The 15,568-nt window shown below is 58.1% G+C and carries 14 protein-coding genes and 5 pseudogenes; 14 read left to right on the top strand and 5 right to left on the bottom strand.

The genetic code is table 11. The features are described from left to right. Positions 1–5 precede the first annotated feature (5 nt). The 7 genes from SULPSESMR1_RS18245 to SULPSESMR1_RS18220 are packed head-to-tail and all read left to right on the top strand — an operon-like array spanning position 6 to position 5,586. Complete coding sequence (locus SULPSESMR1_RS18245; RefSeq protein WP_089422503.1) at positions 6–458, top strand: c-type cytochrome; 453 nt, start codon at positions 6–8, stop codon at positions 456–458. A gap of 21 nt (positions 459–479) precedes the next feature. After that, positions 480–1,823: a cbb3-type cytochrome c oxidase subunit I gene (locus SULPSESMR1_RS18240; protein ID WP_089422502.1), complete on the top strand. Its 1,344-nt coding sequence runs from the start codon at positions 480–482 to the stop codon at positions 1,821–1,823. A 3-nt stretch (positions 1,824–1,826) separates the two neighbouring features. Beyond that, a complete protein-coding gene (locus SULPSESMR1_RS18235) occupies positions 1,827–2,621 on the top strand; it encodes a CbbQ/NirQ/NorQ/GpvN family protein (RefSeq protein ID WP_089422501.1) in 795 nt (264 codons plus the stop codon). A gap of 5 nt (positions 2,622–2,626) precedes the next feature. Next, the gene (locus tag SULPSESMR1_RS18230) at positions 2,627–4,504 is read left to right on the top strand and encodes a nitric oxide reductase activation protein NorD (RefSeq protein ID WP_089422747.1); all 1,878 of its coding nucleotides are present in this window, start codon (positions 2,627–2,629) and stop codon (positions 4,502–4,504) included. Position 4,505: 1 nt separating this feature from the next. After that, a complete protein-coding gene (locus SULPSESMR1_RS25280) occupies positions 4,506–4,679 on the top strand; it encodes a hypothetical protein (protein WP_198362908.1) in 174 nt (57 codons plus the stop codon). Further along, positions 4,658–4,894 (top strand): NnrT protein, encoded by a 237-nt coding sequence (locus SULPSESMR1_RS18225; RefSeq protein ID WP_089422500.1) that lies wholly within the window; start codon positions 4,658–4,660, stop codon positions 4,892–4,894. Before SULPSESMR1_RS25280 ends, SULPSESMR1_RS18225 begins: the two co-directional genes overlap by 22 nt. Then, the gene (locus tag SULPSESMR1_RS18220) at positions 4,891–5,586 is read left to right on the top strand and encodes an NnrU family protein (RefSeq protein WP_089422499.1); all 696 of its coding nucleotides are present in this window, start codon (positions 4,891–4,893) and stop codon (positions 5,584–5,586) included. Before SULPSESMR1_RS18225 ends, SULPSESMR1_RS18220 begins: the two co-directional genes overlap by 4 nt. Positions 5,587–5,689: 103 nt before the next feature. Here the strand turns inward: SULPSESMR1_RS18220 and SULPSESMR1_RS18215 are convergent, their stop codons facing one another. Both SULPSESMR1_RS18215 and nirK read right to left on the bottom strand, forming a co-directional pair. Further along, positions 5,690–6,499 (bottom strand): formylglycine-generating enzyme family protein, encoded by an 810-nt coding sequence (locus SULPSESMR1_RS18215; protein ID WP_089422498.1) that lies wholly within the window; start codon positions 6,497–6,499, stop codon positions 5,690–5,692. An 83-nt stretch (positions 6,500–6,582) separates the two neighbouring features. After that, the gene (nirK, locus tag SULPSESMR1_RS18210; protein WP_089422497.1) at positions 6,583–7,731 is read right to left on the bottom strand and encodes a copper-containing nitrite reductase; all 1,149 of its coding nucleotides are present in this window, start codon (positions 7,729–7,731) and stop codon (positions 6,583–6,585) included. A gap of 176 nt (positions 7,732–7,907) precedes the next feature. Here nirK and SULPSESMR1_RS18205 point away from each other — a divergent pair. After that, a pseudogene (locus tag SULPSESMR1_RS18205) lies at positions 7,908–8,513 on the top strand (hypothetical protein). 446 nt (positions 8,514–8,959) lie between these two features. Here the strand turns inward: SULPSESMR1_RS18205 and SULPSESMR1_RS18200 are convergent. Beyond that, on the bottom strand, positions 8,960–9,661 hold the full coding sequence (locus tag SULPSESMR1_RS18200; RefSeq protein WP_089422496.1) for a GntR family transcriptional regulator: 702 nt from the start codon (positions 9,659–9,661) through the stop codon (positions 8,960–8,962). A 225-nt stretch (positions 9,662–9,886) separates the two neighbouring features. Between SULPSESMR1_RS18200 and SULPSESMR1_RS18195 the strand changes: the two genes are divergently transcribed. The 6 genes and pseudogenes from SULPSESMR1_RS18195 to SULPSESMR1_RS25870 form a co-directional block, all read left to right on the top strand. After that, entirely contained in the window at positions 9,887–10,972 is a 1,086-nt protein-coding gene (locus tag SULPSESMR1_RS18195) for a TRAP transporter substrate-binding protein (RefSeq protein ID WP_089422495.1), read from the top strand. A 61-nt stretch (positions 10,973–11,033) separates the two neighbouring features. Next, the gene (locus SULPSESMR1_RS18190; RefSeq protein ID WP_089422746.1) at positions 11,034–11,531 is read left to right on the top strand and encodes a TRAP transporter small permease subunit; all 498 of its coding nucleotides are present in this window, start codon (positions 11,034–11,036) and stop codon (positions 11,529–11,531) included. Then, on the top strand, positions 11,528–13,078 hold the full coding sequence (locus SULPSESMR1_RS18185; protein ID WP_089422494.1) for a TRAP transporter large permease: 1,551 nt from the start codon (positions 11,528–11,530) through the stop codon (positions 13,076–13,078). Before SULPSESMR1_RS18190 ends, SULPSESMR1_RS18185 begins: the two co-directional genes overlap by 4 nt. An 82-nt stretch (positions 13,079–13,160) precedes the next feature. After that, a pseudogene (locus SULPSESMR1_RS25535) lies at positions 13,161–13,289 on the top strand (IS6 family transposase); the annotation flags it as partial. Between the two features lie 48 nt (positions 13,290–13,337). After that, positions 13,338–13,433 (top strand): annotated as a pseudogene (locus SULPSESMR1_RS25530) (IS6 family transposase); the annotation flags it as partial. Positions 13,434–13,464: 31 nt separating this feature from the next. Then, positions 13,465–13,563 (top strand): annotated as a pseudogene (locus SULPSESMR1_RS25870) (IS3 family transposase); the annotation flags it as partial. Here SULPSESMR1_RS25870 and SULPSESMR1_RS25865 read toward each other — a convergent pair. Further along, positions 13,560–13,751 (bottom strand): hypothetical protein, encoded by a 192-nt coding sequence (locus SULPSESMR1_RS25865; protein WP_349813534.1) that lies wholly within the window; start codon positions 13,749–13,751, stop codon positions 13,560–13,562. The pseudogene SULPSESMR1_RS25870 and the gene SULPSESMR1_RS25865 sit on opposite strands and share 4 nt — an antisense overlap. Positions 13,752–13,808: 57 nt before the next feature. Continuing rightward, a pseudogene (gene tnpC, locus SULPSESMR1_RS18175) lies at positions 13,809–15,071 on the bottom strand (IS66 family transposase); the annotation flags it as partial. Positions 15,072–15,568 lie beyond the last annotated feature (497 nt).

Genomic DNA, 15,568 nt, shown 5'->3' with positions numbered 1-15,568 from the left:
GCAACATGCCGGAATTACTTACCAAATCGCGGGCCAGAAACGTGTTCTACGGGGGATCCATTTTCTTCGTGGTCGTGTTCGTGGCCCTGACCGCACAAAGCCATCGCCACATCGTAAACAATGCCACTGCCGGAATGCCCCTGACCGAAGCGGTCATTCTGGGCAAACACGTCTGGGAACGCCATTCCTGCATCAACTGTCACACGCTGCACGGCGAGGGCGCATACTTTGCCCCCGAGGTCGGCAACGTGATGACGCGCTGGGGCGTGATGGACGACGCCGAAGGCGCCTACGAGATTCTGGACAGCTGGATGCAGGCGCAACCCTCCGGCATCGAAGGGCGCCGTCAAATGCCCCACTTCGAGATCACCGAAGAGGAAATGCGCGGTCTCGCCGAATTTCTTCGCTGGGCCGATCAGACAGACACCCAGAACTGGCCACCAAATGACGCGGGCTAAGGCACGAACAGGAGAAACATCATGAAATACCAATCGCAAAAAGTGGCCTATGCCTATTTCGTCGTGGCCATGGCGCTGTTCGGCGTACAAGTGGCAGGCGGTCTGCTGGCCGGCTGGATCTATGTCGCGCCGAACACGCTGTCCGAGATTCTGCCGTTTAACATAATCCGCATGATCCACACCAACGCGCTGATCGTCTGGCTGTTGCTGGGCTTCTTCGGGGCGGCCTATTACCTTGTGCCCGAAGAATCCGAGCGCGAGATTTTTTCGGTCAAGCTCGCCTATCTCCAGCTTGCAATTCTTGTCGTAGGCACGTTGGGGGCCGTTGGCTCGTATCTTGTCGGCATCCACGGCGGGCGCGAGTTTCTGGAACAGCCGCTGTGGGTCAAATTCGGCATCCTTGTCGCTGCGGTGATTTTCCTCGTCAACATTTCGCTGACCTTCCTTGCGGGGCGCAAGACCGCGATCACCAACATTCTGCTAACGGGCCTCTGGCTTTTGTGTCTGCTTTGGGTTTTCGCCTTTATCAACCCCAACAACCTCAGTCTGGACAAGTTGTACTGGTGGATGGTCATCCACCTGTGGGTCGAAGCGACATGGGAACTTGTGATGGCTGCGATCCTCGGCTTTCTGATGCTCAAACTGACCGGTGTAGACCGCGAAGTGATTGAAAAATGGCTGTATGTCATCGTCGCCACCGCACTATTCTCGGGTATCCTCGGCACCGGACACCATTTCTACTGGATCGGCGCGCCAGGCTACTGGCAGTGGATCGGGTCGATCTTCTCGACCTTCGAAGTTGTCCCGTTCTTTGCGATGATGTCCTTTGCCTTTGTGATGGTCTGGAAAGGCCGCAAGAACCACCCCAACAAGGCCGCATTGCTGTGGTCGCTGGGGTCGTCCACCGTTGCGTTCTTTGGCGCAGGCGTCTGGGGCTTTTTGCACACGCTGCACGGGGTCAACTTTTATACCCACGGCACCCAGATTACCGCAGCACACGGGCATCTGGCCTTCTACGGCGCCTATGTGGCCCTTAACCTTGCGATGTTCACATATGCCATGCCGCACCTGCGGGGCCGCGATCCGTACAATCAGGTGCTGAACATGGTGTCCTTCTGGCTGATGACCGGCGGTATGGCCTTTATGACCTTCACGCTGACCTTTGCAGGCACCATCCAAACACACATGCAGCGCATCGTGGGTGACTACTACATGGAGGTGCAGGACCAGTTGGGCCTGTTCTATATGATGCGGTTCGGTTCGGGCATCGCCGTGGTCCTGGGTGCGATCCTCTTCATCTATTCGATGCTTGTGGTGCGCCGCGAGATCGTCAAACCCGGCCCCTTGGCCGTTCCGGGAGAGTGAACCATGTATGACCTGGACGCAGACGAACTGCCGTTTTACCAACCCGCCGCTGATGAATGTGCGGTGTTCGAAACGGCCCACACCTACGGTCTGCCCCTTCTTTTGAAGGGGCCCACCGGATGCGGCAAAACGCGGTTCATAGAACATATGGCTGCGCGGCTGAACCTGCCACTGCACACGGTCGCCTGCCATGACGACCTGTCGGCTGCCGACCTGATCGGCCGCTATCTGCTGCAAGGCGGCGAAACGGTCTGGGTCGACGGCCCCCTCACCCGCGCGGTGCGCACCGGCGGCATCTGCTATCTCGACGAGGTGGTCGAGGCACGCAAGGATGTGACAGTGGTTCTGCACCCGCTCACCGACGACCGCCGCCGTCTGGTTATCGACAAAACTGGCGAGGAACTGCAAGCGCCCGCGCGCTTCATGCTGGTGGCCAGCTATAACCCCGGCTACCAGAACATCCTGAAAAAACTAAAACCCTCTACCCGTCAGCGGTTCGTCTCGGTCGGATTCGATTTTCCAACGCCCGAGGTCGAAATCCCCGTAGTCTGCCGCGAAAGCGGACTGGACGAGGCCCGCGCAACTGCGCTGGTGCGGCTGGCAGGCAAGATCCGTACCTTGTCGGGAATGGACCTCGAAGAAGGAGTATCGACCCGCCTGCTGATCTATGCGGCAACGATGATCGCGGGCGGCATGGCAGTCGATCGCGCCATCGAGGTCGCCATCATCGAACCGCTCAGCGACGAGCCGGACACCCAGCAGGTGCTGCGCGACCTTGCCGCCGTGATTTACGGGTGATCGCCATGCTGCATGTCCTTGACCTTATGGAGCCGGAAGAAACGGTCGGAAACCTCTGGCACGACATGGCCTCGCGCTGGGGTACGGCCCAGTCCGATGCGGCGCAGGTCGTAACCTTTGCGCAGATGCGCCCCTCGGTCGCGGCCTTGTTCCGCGCACTTGGCGGTGGTACGGGTGTGGAAATTGCCCCCGCCCCGCTCACGGCGTCGGATCACCGGCCTGACCGCATCCGCCGGATCGGCACGCCGCGCGAACAGGCCCATACTGCCGATTTCGACGGAGGCCTCCTGCGCCTGCCACCAACAATCGACACCTTCCCCGCCCACGACCTGAATCGCGCCTGCTATCTCTGGCTGGCTGCTCTGGCCGCCTGCGTCGACATTCCTGCGCCTGCGGACGATCCGCTGACCAACGATCGCGCCGGCATCGCAGCACTGGCGGCGGCATCCGACCGCGCCTTTGCTGCATGCCCCGGACTTCGGCCCGCTTATGCGCGGCTGCGTGCGCATATTGTGCTGAACCGCCACCGACGCGGGCTGCCACGCTGCGAAGCTGGGGTCGAGCGGCTGATCCTCGACCAGATTTGCGGGCACGCCACACAGGATGAATGTCTGACCTGCCCCGCCCCGCGTGGTTATCGCACCTATGCACCCGTACCGATCTGGCTGCGCCTGCGGCCAAGCGTCAGTGGCGGCAAAGCAGCGCCCGACGAACCACAAACCCCCGGCCCCGCTGTGGGCGTGCCTACCCGTAAAGACGCCCGCCGCGAAGATCGCGATCAGGCAAACCGGCCCGACAGTTTCATCGTCCACCGCTTCGAATCGATCATGTCCTGGGCAGAAAGTCTGAACCTGAACCGCATGGTCGACGACGATGATCAGGACAATGCCGCCAAGGCCGCCGAGGATCAGGACCACCTGACCCTGTCACCGAACATGAAACGCGCCGCCACCCGCCTGCGCCTGTCGCTGGACCTGTCACCGCAGGATGCCGATCACGAACGGCTGGCCGGCACGTACACCTATCCCGAATGGAACCGCCGCACGGGCAATTACATGCCCGCCCACACCCGCGTGCTCGAGGCAGAGGCAACGCCGCGCACCGAATACGCCCCCGACCCCCGGCTTGTTGCCCGCGTCCGGCGCCAGTTCGCCCCCCTGCACCCCCGCCGCGTGGTTCTGCCCCGCCAGATCGACGGCGAGGATCTGGACCTTGACGCCGTAGTCACCTCGCGCACCGAAATTGCCTGCGGTCGCGAAGGCAGCGACCGCGTCTGGCAGGCAGGTCGCCCGATGGCGCGTGACTTGTCTGTCGCCATCCTGATGGATTGCTCGCGCTCCACCGAGTCTGCGCTGGGGGACACGTCGGTCATTGAAATCGCTCGCGAGGCGCTGTCGGCACTGGCCTGCGGCATCGACACCGCCGGTGACCGGCTGGGCATCTGGGGCTTTTCCTCGCTGCGGCGTGACCGTGTGTTCCTGCACCGCTGCAAGGGTTTTTCCGAACCGATGGCCCCCGCAATCACCGCCCGCATCGGTGGATTGCGCCCGGGCCACTACACACGACTTGGCGCGGCAATCCGCCATGTTTCCGCGCAACTGGCGGACGAGGGCGCGTCCCGCCGCCTGTTGCTGGTCCTGACCGACGGCAAACCGAACGATCTGGACCACTACGAAGGCCAGCACGGCATTGAGGACAGCCGTATGGCCGTCCGCGAGGCACGCACGTTGGGACAGTCCGTGCACGGCGTAATCGTCGATGACGACGGGCAGGACTGGTTCGCCCGCATCTTTGGCCGTGCCGGATTTACCCTGCTTTCGCACCCCGAAAGACTGCCCCGCGCCCTGCCCGACATCTATCAAACCCTGACAATGGAGAACTGACATGAAACGACTCTTCGCTATCGCCCTGATCCTGCCCGCCCCTGTCTTTGCTTCCGGTTTCGAACGCCCGATCCCGCAGCCCCAGACCGAAACCGCCGAATTCTGGTTTCTCGTCGGCTCGATCGCGCTGGTGCTGGCACTGGCGGCCGTGCAATGGCTGGTAAGCCGCCGGTGAAACCGCCGCTAACGCTTGTGGCTGCACTTTACCCTTTTGGTGCGGGGGCAATGGGGGTCAACCTGTTCTTCGCCTCGCTGATCGGGTCGTGGCTGGGTTGGCCCGTGCTGACCCCGTTGCAGGCTGCCGCCGGAGGGCTGGTCATCGGAATACCCGCGACGTGGGCCTTTGCCTGCCATATCGTGCGCCTGATGAAACAGGCCGAAGACTCATGACCGACTGGACGGAATACGTACTGGCGCTAGCCCTGTTCGTGGCCAGCCATTTCCTGCCACGGATCGGCGGGGCACGGGAAAAACTGATCGCCGCTATCGGCCGGCGGACCTATTTCAGCGTCTATGGCGCGATCTCTGTGGCGCTTCTGGTCTGGGTGATCGCCGCAGCCGGACGCGCGCCCTATATCGAACTCTGGCCGCACTACCAGTGGATGCGCTGGCTGCCCAACGTTGTCATGCCGGTCGCCATCGTGCTTGCAACCTGCGGCGCGGGTCTGCGACAGCCCTTCACGCTTGGCGGCAGACGCGGGCAACCGTTCAATCCCGCCCGCTCCGGTGTCGCCGCCGTCTCGCGCCACCCGCTTTTTCTTGCACTGGCGCTCTGGGCGGGCACGCATCTGGTCGCGAATGGTGATCTTGCCCATGTGATCCTGTTCGCCAGCTTCCTCGCCATGCCTCTTGCCGCGATCTTGGTCTTTGACGCGCGGGCCCGTCAGTCACTGCCGCCGGCAGAAGTGCTCCGCTTTTTTACCGCGACCGCGCTTTTTTCACCCCGGCCGCTGTTCCAGCACGACTGGCTGCGCGAAAACGGTTCCGCGATGGCCCTGCGCGCCGCGATCGGCCTGCTGCTGTGGCTTGCGCTATTGCATCTGCACGGTGCGATGATCGGCGCATCGCCTTTTCCGTTCTGATCCTTGATCCAGCACAGCGTCAGGACGCCACGCAGCCTGCCCGGACGGTCCATGAAACAGATAGGATGCCTTCATCCTCGACACCGGCGCGCCCTGCTACACCTTACCGGTGATCTCCCCGAAGGTCGGCGTCGCGCACCAGCCGGAATCCCAAATGGTCCGGCGGCAGCCCCATGGCACAGCCGCCGACACTGGCGTCGCGCACAAAATCAATTACTGCCGCGCGGTGACGCCCACCGGCAATACGCACCCCGCAATAGGGATCGCGACGGTCAATCGTCCCGTCAGGCCGGACTTCACCATTTTCCATGCAGCCGTCCGTCCATTCCCAAACGCTGCCCGCCATGTCTGCAATGCCAAAACTATTCTCGCCAAAGCCGCCGCGCGGGCGCAGTGCAGGGCTGGCACTGCTACGCAGAAATACGCCGCGCCTGTATTGGGACACCATCTGTTTGCCCGGATCCAGAACCGACTCGTCCGGCGCGGCGTCGCCGTAACGCTCGGCTGCGGCACGCTGCCACTGCGTCTCGGACGGCAACCGCCAGATGTCGCCGGTACGGACAGAATACCAGACAGCAAAGGCTGTCGCGTCCTCCCAACTTACACCTGTCTGGGGAAATGCGCCCGCGTTGGCCGCGACATCTGCGCAGGCGCCTTGCGCCACGCAAAGGGCGTAATCGGTCCGCGACACCTGATATTTCATGATTTCGAACGTCTCGACCATAACGGTCAGCGGGCGCGGCGTCTGCGCCTTGCCCTGATGTGAAAAATTCCCGAGCGGCCGCCAAGCAATTTTACCTTTCCCCACCGTTACTGTCTCGAACGGAGCAATGGCGGGCGGCGCGTCCCGCAACCAACCGGTGCCCAACACACCCAAAGCGGCGAAGACAAAAATGACAAGTACTGCTTTCATGGTATCACCTTTTGACAATGCAACAGGGGCGGCCGGTTTGCACCAGCCGCCCCGATGACACTTCTATTGGCCGTGATGCGGGCTTATGGCAGCGCGGTCCTGCCCTCATGGGTGGCGTTGTATTCAACCGGTGCCTGCACCTGTTCCATCAGGTCATTGTTCCAGTCGCCTTCAACCACCACGTGGGCCGTCGCGCCAAGGTTCACAGCCTCGATCAAGTTGTGGTTCACATAGGCATAGACCCCCGGTTGCAGGAACTTGTAGAGTGCTGCCCCCGCCGATCCGCCCGCGATGAACCATGTTTCCAGATCACGCTCTGGCAGGTTGTTGAACTTGCCCCGTTCCCAAACCAGATCGCCGTGCCCACCTATCAAGTGCGGACGCGTGTCGCGGTTGGCCTGACTGTGCACGAACAGCACCTTTTCGCCCTGCGCCGCCTGCAGTGCATTGTCGCCTGTCAGCGCTCCGACCTTGCCGTTGAACACCACATGGCTGGGGATCAGCCCGTTCATCACCTCAAGCGTGTCAGGATAGCTCTCACCCACATCCGCAAACCGCTTATAGCTGCCGTTTTCATCTTTGGGCACATAGAAATCATTCTCGCCGATATAGAACACGCGGTCGTACTTCACCGGCTTGCCTTCGTGGTCTTTCAGCCCGTCGCGCGGCAGTACCATGATCGCACCCGCCATACCGCTGACCACGTGCCACGGGATCATCGGACCACCCGGCGCACAGTGATACACGAAAGTTCCCGGACGTGTTGCCTTGAACCGCAGTGTGGCCTTTTCTCCGGGGTTCACCAGTGTCAGCGACCCACCGCCAAGCGCACCGGTGGCGGCGTGAAAGTCGATGTTATGCTGCATCATATTCTCGGGCGAGTTGAACAGCGTCAGCTCGACATAATCCCCCTCGTGCACCACCATCAGCGGCCCGGGGATCGACCCGTTAAAGGTCATCGCCTGAAGATAGGCACCGTTATCAACTTCGACCTCTTTTTCTACGATCTGCATCTCGAATTCTACGATGCGCGGCGCGCCCGGTGCTACCTGCTCGTGCGCGTGCACCTCTGGTGGGCGGACCAGCTTGCGCTTGATACGCTTGAGGTTGGACAGATCGACGGGTTCGACCATCGAGGTGTCCATGATTTCTTCGGCACTTGCGGCCCTTGTCATAGCAGGCAGCGCGGCAAAGCTTGCGGCACCCATCAAAGCAGCTCTTCTTGTCAGCATTTTAATGTTCCTTTGCGGTAAGATTGCTGTTCGATTCGACGCTATCGCCGCCCGCAGATCCGGACTTTGTGAAAACGCAAAGTTCGACGCTGCTTTGCCTCGCCTGGAACAATTTCATTGTGCCACTCGGCCTGACGTATGGGATCACGGCAGAGGGCTTAATTGCACAAAGGCAGATGGGGATTCATCTCGTGAGTCCAGTGTGGCAGCTCAGCTGCACGAGCAGACACATCCCACTGATCTACAAGACCAAGAACTGGCCAGCCTACAACGAAGCATTAAAGCAGCGTGGCTCCCTGACGATCTTGACATGGCCTGGGTGCGCCGCCACCAACCAGGAAACGAGGTCGGCAGCACTGACATCAAGGGCGAAGGCGAGTGGCACACCCTCAAGCATGGCGGCTCGAAACGCCGACTATGGCGCAATATCCACATCCGTATCTAAGAACAGACGCTGGAAAACCGTGTTATCGAAGTCATCGCTAGCAACGTCGGCCCCTCTCGGCAGATTTGCCTTGCAAATCGCCTACCGGGCAATGGGTGCGCCCGAACTGCCCAACTAGATCCCCACCAACGTGGAGATCCGATTCGTCACCGCAGATGGTGCATACGACAGGCCAACGCGGAAACGAGAGAAAATCCAAGGCCGTTTCAAATCAGCCCGACAGGCGCAGAGATTTCCGATGCTCCATGACGAAACCGCAAACCTGTTCCGCCCGCGCCGCCACAAATTGACCGCAGTCGCCTACCGCCAAAAACGCACAAAAGCTTTGAGTCACTGAAACAAATGCAACTGCGCTTTGGTCGCCTAAACAAGGGCCAACACAGAAATACTGGGACGGATGAAATTAACCTGACAATCCCTGCTGCAGGGTTCGGGATGCTGCGGTCCGCTCAGACCTATTATGGATACGACGATGCCCTTTTGACCAAACTCTGTCACGAGAACTGGTTCAGTGTGCTGGAACGAACATGGAAACCCGCGCCAAACTTGTCCGCCCCGATAGTTTGATAATGTAATAACCCGACGGAGGTGTGCATCACATCGGCCAGTTTTGGCGTTTAACAGCACCCTCATAAAACAGTCGCTTGGGCAGATTTTTCAAGGGGCTGATCCGTCTGTTCTGCTCCGGAAAATACGTTCCAGTTCAAGGGGTTGCCAAGTTGTACAGTCGACATATGAAAGATCCGGTCACAGACAGAAAGCAGTTAATGAAACCCGCCCCTTTCAAACAAGCGATGTCAGTTGATATCCTGGGGCCGCCACAGCTTGGACTGTCGTGATCGGATCTTGCGCGAACCATGTTGTACGCTCGATAACAAGTAGTGCATCACCGGCATTGGTAGACAGGTAGTTGGCTGTCTCGTCTTCGGCATTTATGGCATAGAACCTAACATCGACGTGTGTGTATGGTTTGTTACGCACGAGCCATTCATTTGCGCTTTCACACTTCAAATCGATGCTCAGAATGTCAGGTGTTGATCTGGTATTAATCCAACGATCCTCGAAAATATAAGGACGATTGTCAGCAAGATGCAGTGCCTTGACATGCAGCAACAAGGATCGCTGCTGGACCCCCAACCGCGCTAGCACTGGCGTTGGAGGGTCTTCTAAAATGCTGCTTATCAATTGATAGTCATATTTACTGCCACGCTGTTCGATCTCGCGCCGCGTGATAGGAATATCAAACGTCGCGCGGGTCAGAGGGTCAATTCTAACTTGCGTGCCACCTTTGCGTTTACGTTCAACCAGACCCGCTTGCACCAAATCCTGCATTGCGCGGTGAACGGTGGTACGGGCGCAGCCGAGTTCGACTGCAATATCTTCGTCTCGGGGAAGTTTGTCTCCCGGCGAATAGACTCTGTCTAGAATACGCGTGCGGATTTTGTCACGTACTTGAACCCAGGAGATGCGTGTCTGCCCGTTCAAATTTTGGTCTCCTGTCTTGCGGAATAAGCAAATACATCCTGCAAAGGATTTGTGCAAAAACACTCCGTTGACATTATTAAGTAACTACATATTAATTTAACATAGCTTTTTATTCAAGGACTCTAAACGGGATGTTCTAAGGTCATGCCCTGTATGCTGGGCTAAATTTGCACGTTCAAAAACCGCGTTAGACGGTCATCACCCCCTCAACATGGAGACAAAATAATGGATAGACGTAAATTTCTTGCCGCCGGAAGCATTGGTGTCGCAGCGAGCACCTTGGCTGCACCCGCGATCGCACAGGATGTGCGCAACTGGAAACTCGTGTCGGCATGGCCTAAGAACTTGCCTGGCCCCGGTGTCGCGGCGCAAACCCTTGCTGACCGAATAACCACACTTTCGGGAGGGCGCATCAATGTGACGCTCTACGCCGCAGGTGAAATCGTCCCGGGCAACGGCGTGTTTGATGCCGTTTCAGAAGGCACGGCAGAACTTTATCATGCGGTACCGGCCTATTGGGGCTCTAAATCAAAGGGTATTCTTCTCTTCGGTTCGCAGCCATTCGGATTGCGTGCAGACGAGCAATTCGGCTGGATGTATCATGGCGGTGGACAAGCGCTCTATGACGAGATGTATGCCCGCTTTGGCATCAAGCCGTTCCTGTGCGGTAACTCGGGTCCCCAGTGGGCGGGATGGTTCAAAAACGAGATTACGTCGGTCGATGACCTCAAGGGCCTCAAGTTCCGCACCACAGGTATCGCTTCCCAAATGGCAACAAAGTTGGGTATGGCCGCAGAAGCTATGAGTGGACCTGCTATGTTCCAAGCGCTGCAAACTGGCGCATTGGATGCAGGAGAGTTCATTGGACCCTGGTCAGATTCCGCACTTGGCTACTATCAAGTCGCACCCTATTATTATTGGCCCGGCGTGGGCGAGCCTTCTTCGGCTGAAGAATGCGGCGTAAATGCGGAAGTTTTTGCCGAACTGCCCGATGACTTGAAAGAAGTCGTTACCCAAGCCTGCCAGGGCCTCTATAATCCGGTCTGGACAGAATACATGACCAAACATGCGCAGTCGCTGGAAACACTTGTCACCGAGCACAATGTTCAGGTCCGTAAGCTCCCCGATGATGTGATCACAGCAATGGGTGTCGCCGCAGAAGAAATCATGCAGGAATACCTGGCTGATGATGACGAACTGGTCGTCCGTATCACAGAGAGCTTTATCGCCTATCGCGATCTGGTGGGCGGCTACATGACCTATGCCGACAACGGTCAGATGAACGCACGCGCGGACGTTTTCGACTATTGAGACACCGGTGGTGAGCGGCCCTGCGTCGCGCACCCGTTCCGAACCAGATCAGGGGCCAGAGATGCTTGGAATAGCTGACGCAATCGACCAGATGAACCGCACGGTTGCCTGCCTGATCCGCTGGCTGGCCTTGATCATGGTGCTAGTGCAGTTCTGCATCGTGATTGGGCGATATGTCTTTGGTTTCAACTCCATCGCAGCGCAGGAAAGCGTGCTTTATCTGCATGCCACGCTTTTCATGCTGGGTGCAGGCTTTACACTTTTGGTGGACAAACACGTTCGGGTGGATGTGTTCTATGCAAAGGTCAGTGACGCGACCCGACGCCGGATCGACATTTGCGGCCATCTGCTTCTTCTTATCCCGTCGATGACGGCCCTTGTCTATTGGTCGTGGCCCTCCGTGCGAAACTCGTGGAAAATTCTTGAGGGTCCGATCTCTGTCGGTGGGATTGAGGCGGTCTTTCTTCTCAAGTCCCTGATCCCGGGGTTTTGCATCCTGATCCTGTTACAATCCCTGTCGTTGTTAATCCGTATGCTTAACACTGAACTCAAAACATGACCGAATTCCTCGACCTGATCATGTTCGCGGCATTGATGGCAGCGGTGCTGTCCGGATTTCCGGTCTCGTTCAGCATTGCAGGCGTCGCCATCGGCTTTGCCTATCTTGGCTGGACGCTGGGGGTCATGGACATCTCGCTTTTAGGCGCATTGGGCCAACGCGCCTTTGGCTTAATCGGAAATCAGGTATTTATCGCGATCCCTGTCTTTGTGCTGATGGGGGCCATACTCGAAAAAAGCAGGATCGCCGAGGAATTGCTGGATACAATGGGCCGGAGCTTTGGCCAGTTGCGCGGGGGCTTAGGGATTTCGGTGGTCTTGGTGGGCGCACTAATGGCGGCGTCAACCGGGATTGTCGGAGCAACAGTCGTCGCCATGGGTATGATCGCCTTGCCCACGATGCTGCGTGCTGGCTACGACCCTGCTTTGTCAGCAGGTATTGTCTGTACGGCAGGTACGCTGGGCCAAATCATTCCACCCTCTACTTTGTTAATCATTTTAGCTGACGTGATGTCCAACGCCTATCAACAGGCGCAATACACGCAGGGTAAGTTCTCGGTCGAAGCCCTGTCTGTCGGCCAGTTCTTTGCGGCCGCGATGTTGCCCGGTTTGCTTTTGGTCGTTCTATATCTACTTTATATTCTGATCCGTGGGGTGCTGCGTCCACAAGATATGCCTGCGGCAGCAATCAAGTTGGCACGACCCGACGTGCGAGAAGTCATGGCCGCAATTGCGCCTCCCGTTTTGCTGATCGTTGCTGTATTGGGTGCCATCCTCGGCGGCATCGCAACTCCGACCGAAGCCGCATCTGTAGGGGCCATCGGTGCGCTCCTCATGGCTGGGCGCAAAATCGGGATAAACCCTCGACTTATTCTAGTCGGAACGGCTGCCTTGGTCATTTTGGGTATTCTGGCAGGCATCTTTCCGGTGCGCCTCCAACGTAGCGATAACGGTACCTTGGAATGGATGATCGGCGCCTTCTATGCACTTTTGGCGCTTGTCGGTATTGGCGCGGTGATCTTGGCCTTGCGCGCATCCATTCGGACCAGAACCATCCATGATGCACTCAACTCCACTCTGACTATGACCACGATGATCTTTGCGACAATTCTTGCTGCTGGCTTCTTTTCGTTGGTGTTTATTGGTTTGGGCGGTGAAGAAAGAGTGGCGCACCTGCTCGAAAACCTGCCCGGAGGGGCCAACAGCGCCCTTTTATTCGTAATGATTTTTGTCTTCGTGCTTGGGTTCTTTCTGGATTTCGTCGAGATATCCGTTATTGTTCTTCCGCTTGTTGCGCCTTCTTTGATTGTAATGGGTCACGATCCTATCTGGCTCGGGGTGCTGCTAGCGATCAACCTTCAAACCAGTTTTCTGACCCCGCCTTTCGGGTTTTCACTTTTCTACTTGCGTGCCGCAGCCCCCAAGGAAATCACGACCGGACATATTTACCGCGGCGTTGTGCCCTTTATTGGCCTGCAGGCGATTGGTATTCTACTTGTCTGGGCCGTGCCGTCGCTAGCAACCTGGCTACCAGAAGTGCTTTTCTGAAGGGTCGATGGTGATACGAAATTCCAAGGATTGTGGCATTTACTGCTTTCTGTCTGATTATGGCTGTGAAAGCACCTTTCATATGTCAACCAAGCAGCTGTTCAAACGCCATCGGTTTCCCGCGGTGATCACCTTGTGTGCTGTGCGGATGTATTTGCGCTACCCACTGTCTTACAAAGATGTGACAGACCTGCTCGCAGAGCGAGGACTGGCATAGTCGAATTGTTGACGATAATTCTGGCAGTCATAGCGCGTACCGATGATCAACCAGATGTTCCGGCTGCACCTCAAAGGCCACCGTTTCCTACGTTCTATTATTTCCTACGCGATTTGGGCGTACCACCGCTTTGCACTTATGCGTTTGAACAGCCAAAATGAGACGGACTACTATCTTCGAATACATCAACGATTTCTATAATCCGCGTCGACGACACTCAGCATTGGGCTGGAAAAGCCCAGTCGCATTCGAACCGAAGGTAGCTTAAACGAGCACTTGGGGCGGCACAGGTATCCGATCCAGATACCCAGCAATGCCCCCGGCCCCGAACAACCAGTCATCGTGGCCGACCTGCACGACGGGAACCTGACACTTTGGCGAAATTCTGTTCAACCACTCCGGCTTGTTGTTCAAATAAATATCTGTGCGGTCGAAGACGATGTTTTTCCAGCTCACAATGACAACCCGTTAAAAGTATGAGTATAATCGTAAGCGTCCGGTTGAGGCGCGGCTTCAGGTTTTCACGGGCTGCCAGTTCCACGGCATGAGTTCGTCGACGCGATTGATCTTGTGATCGGGGAGGCGCTCGAGGACCCATGTGAGCCATGCTTCGGGATCGACTTTGTTCATCTTGGCGGTTTCGATGAGTGTGTAGGCGATGGCGGCCGCCTTTCCTCCGCCGATTGAGCCCATGAACAAGTAATTCTTGCGACCGAGTGCGATGGGGCGGATTGATCGCTCGCAGGTGTTGTTGTCGAGTTCCAGTCGCCCGTCGCTGAGGTATCCCCGCGCCTTGGGCATGCGGCCCAAGGCATAGCGGATGGCTTCGGCCAGCTTGGTCTTGCCGGAGATCTTGCGCAATTGCGTGCGCAGCCAGACCTCCAGATCGTCGAAGACGGGCTTGGCCTTGGCCTGCCGAAGCGCGGCCCGGTCTTCGGGGGATTTACCCCGCGCCTCCTTCTCGACAGCGTAGAGTTCCGCGATCTGTTTGATCGCGTGTTGGGCAATGGGGGACCCGGTGCGCTCGACCTCGTCGACGAACTTGCGGCGCACATGGACCATGCAGGCCTGCTCTTTGGCTTTGCCTTCACCGAACAGGCCATTGAACCCGGCGAAGCCGTCGGCATGGACGGTGCCGGGGTAGCCTGCAAGATGATTGGCGGGATGCTCACCCTTCCGGTCGACGCTGAATTGGTACCATGCGCAGGGTGGTGCTGTTCCACACCAGGGGCGCTCATCGCGCACATAGCTCCAGAGCCGGGCGGTCTTGGTCTTCGTTGTGTTGGCGCGGACTTGCAGCTTTACGGGCGTATCGTCTGCGAACAGAGCCGGACCCGCCCGGACCAGCTTGCCGATATGCTCGGCCAATGGTGCCAGCAGCGCTGTGGTGCGACCGACCCAGTCGCTGAGCGTGGAGCGATGCAGATCGACCCCCTCACGCGCGTACATCTTGGATTGCCGCTCCAGCGGCAGGTGATCGCAGAATTTGCCGATCAACATGTGCGATACAAGGCCGGGACCGGGCCGCCCTCGCTCGATCAGGCGGGAGGGCAGCGGCGCTTGCGCGAAGGCTTCACAGCAGGTGCAGGCCATGCGAGGGCGGATGAACCGGCGCACCACAAAATGACCTGGGATATAGTCCAGCTCTTCGGTCACATCCTCGCCCACCTGGCGCAGGGCGCCGCCGCAGCCAACGCATGTCTCACCGGGTGACAGGACCTCATCGTGCCGGTCAAGGTGGTCAGGCAGCGGCTTGCGGCTGTGCTGGCGCTTCGCGCGCGCTTTGGTCGGAGGGTGTTCGTGTTCGTCATCGGCCGACTGTTCGGCGTGCTGAACCGCCGCTTCTGACCCTTCCTGCCCGCCATCGCTCACCTCAAGATGTCCATTATCGATGATGGACATCTAGCAGGCACTCCATCGCGCCGTCAGAACGCCTCAACCGGACGGATACGTATAATCTGTGCTTCACAATCTTGTAGCATTGCGCCGACATCACTCAGCCGCCATTAACCTTTTGATAACTATTTTCAGGAAGATTGGTGATCACTACGGAGGGCAAGATGACTGAAGCAGAGCGTACAAAATTGCTTGAAACGGCTTTGATCAAGTACGTCGAGTTGTATGGACTTACCGAAGAGGCGCGGGTTTGCTTCGAAATCAGTTCCAAGCCCGCACAGCGGACAGCACTGCAAGTTTTTTGCGAATTTGTTTGGCGTTGCGGTCCCCCCTGAAGAAAGTGTTGTGATACACTTTCCTATCTTTTCGGTTGCCGT

This window comes from Pseudosulfitobacter pseudonitzschiae (assembly GCF_002222635.1).
Classification (GTDB): domain Bacteria; phylum Pseudomonadota; class Alphaproteobacteria; order Rhodobacterales; family Rhodobacteraceae; genus Pseudosulfitobacter; species Pseudosulfitobacter pseudonitzschiae_A.
This window is presented reverse-complemented; position numbering and strand designations above follow the sequence as displayed.

Coding starts and splice junctions, on each gene's coding strand:
- SULPSESMR1_RS18245 (WP_089422503.1), top strand. CDS start 6: ATGCCGGAATTACTTACCAAATCGCGGGCCAGAAACGTGTTCTACGGG.
- SULPSESMR1_RS18240 (WP_089422502.1), top strand. CDS start 480: ATGAAATACCAATCGCAAAAAGTGGCCTATGCCTATTTCGTCGTGGCC.
- SULPSESMR1_RS18235 (WP_089422501.1), top strand. CDS start 1,827: ATGTATGACCTGGACGCAGACGAACTGCCGTTTTACCAACCCGCCGCT.
- SULPSESMR1_RS18230 (WP_089422747.1), top strand. CDS start 2,627: ATGCTGCATGTCCTTGACCTTATGGAGCCGGAAGAAACGGTCGGAAAC.
- SULPSESMR1_RS25280 (WP_198362908.1), top strand. CDS start 4,506: ATGAAACGACTCTTCGCTATCGCCCTGATCCTGCCCGCCCCTGTCTTT.
- SULPSESMR1_RS18225 (WP_089422500.1), top strand. CDS start 4,658: ATGGCTGGTAAGCCGCCGGTGAAACCGCCGCTAACGCTTGTGGCTGCA.
- SULPSESMR1_RS18220 (WP_089422499.1), top strand. CDS start 4,891: ATGACCGACTGGACGGAATACGTACTGGCGCTAGCCCTGTTCGTGGCC.
- SULPSESMR1_RS18215 (WP_089422498.1), bottom strand. CDS start 6,499: ATGAAAGCAGTACTTGTCATTTTTGTCTTCGCCGCTTTGGGTGTGTTG.
- nirK (WP_089422497.1), bottom strand. CDS start 7,731: ATGCTGACAAGAAGAGCTGCTTTGATGGGTGCCGCAAGCTTTGCCGCG.
- SULPSESMR1_RS18195 (WP_089422495.1), top strand. CDS start 9,887: ATGGATAGACGTAAATTTCTTGCCGCCGGAAGCATTGGTGTCGCAGCG.
- SULPSESMR1_RS18190 (WP_089422746.1), top strand. CDS start 11,034: ATGCTTGGAATAGCTGACGCAATCGACCAGATGAACCGCACGGTTGCC.
- SULPSESMR1_RS18185 (WP_089422494.1), top strand. CDS start 11,528: ATGACCGAATTCCTCGACCTGATCATGTTCGCGGCATTGATGGCAGCG.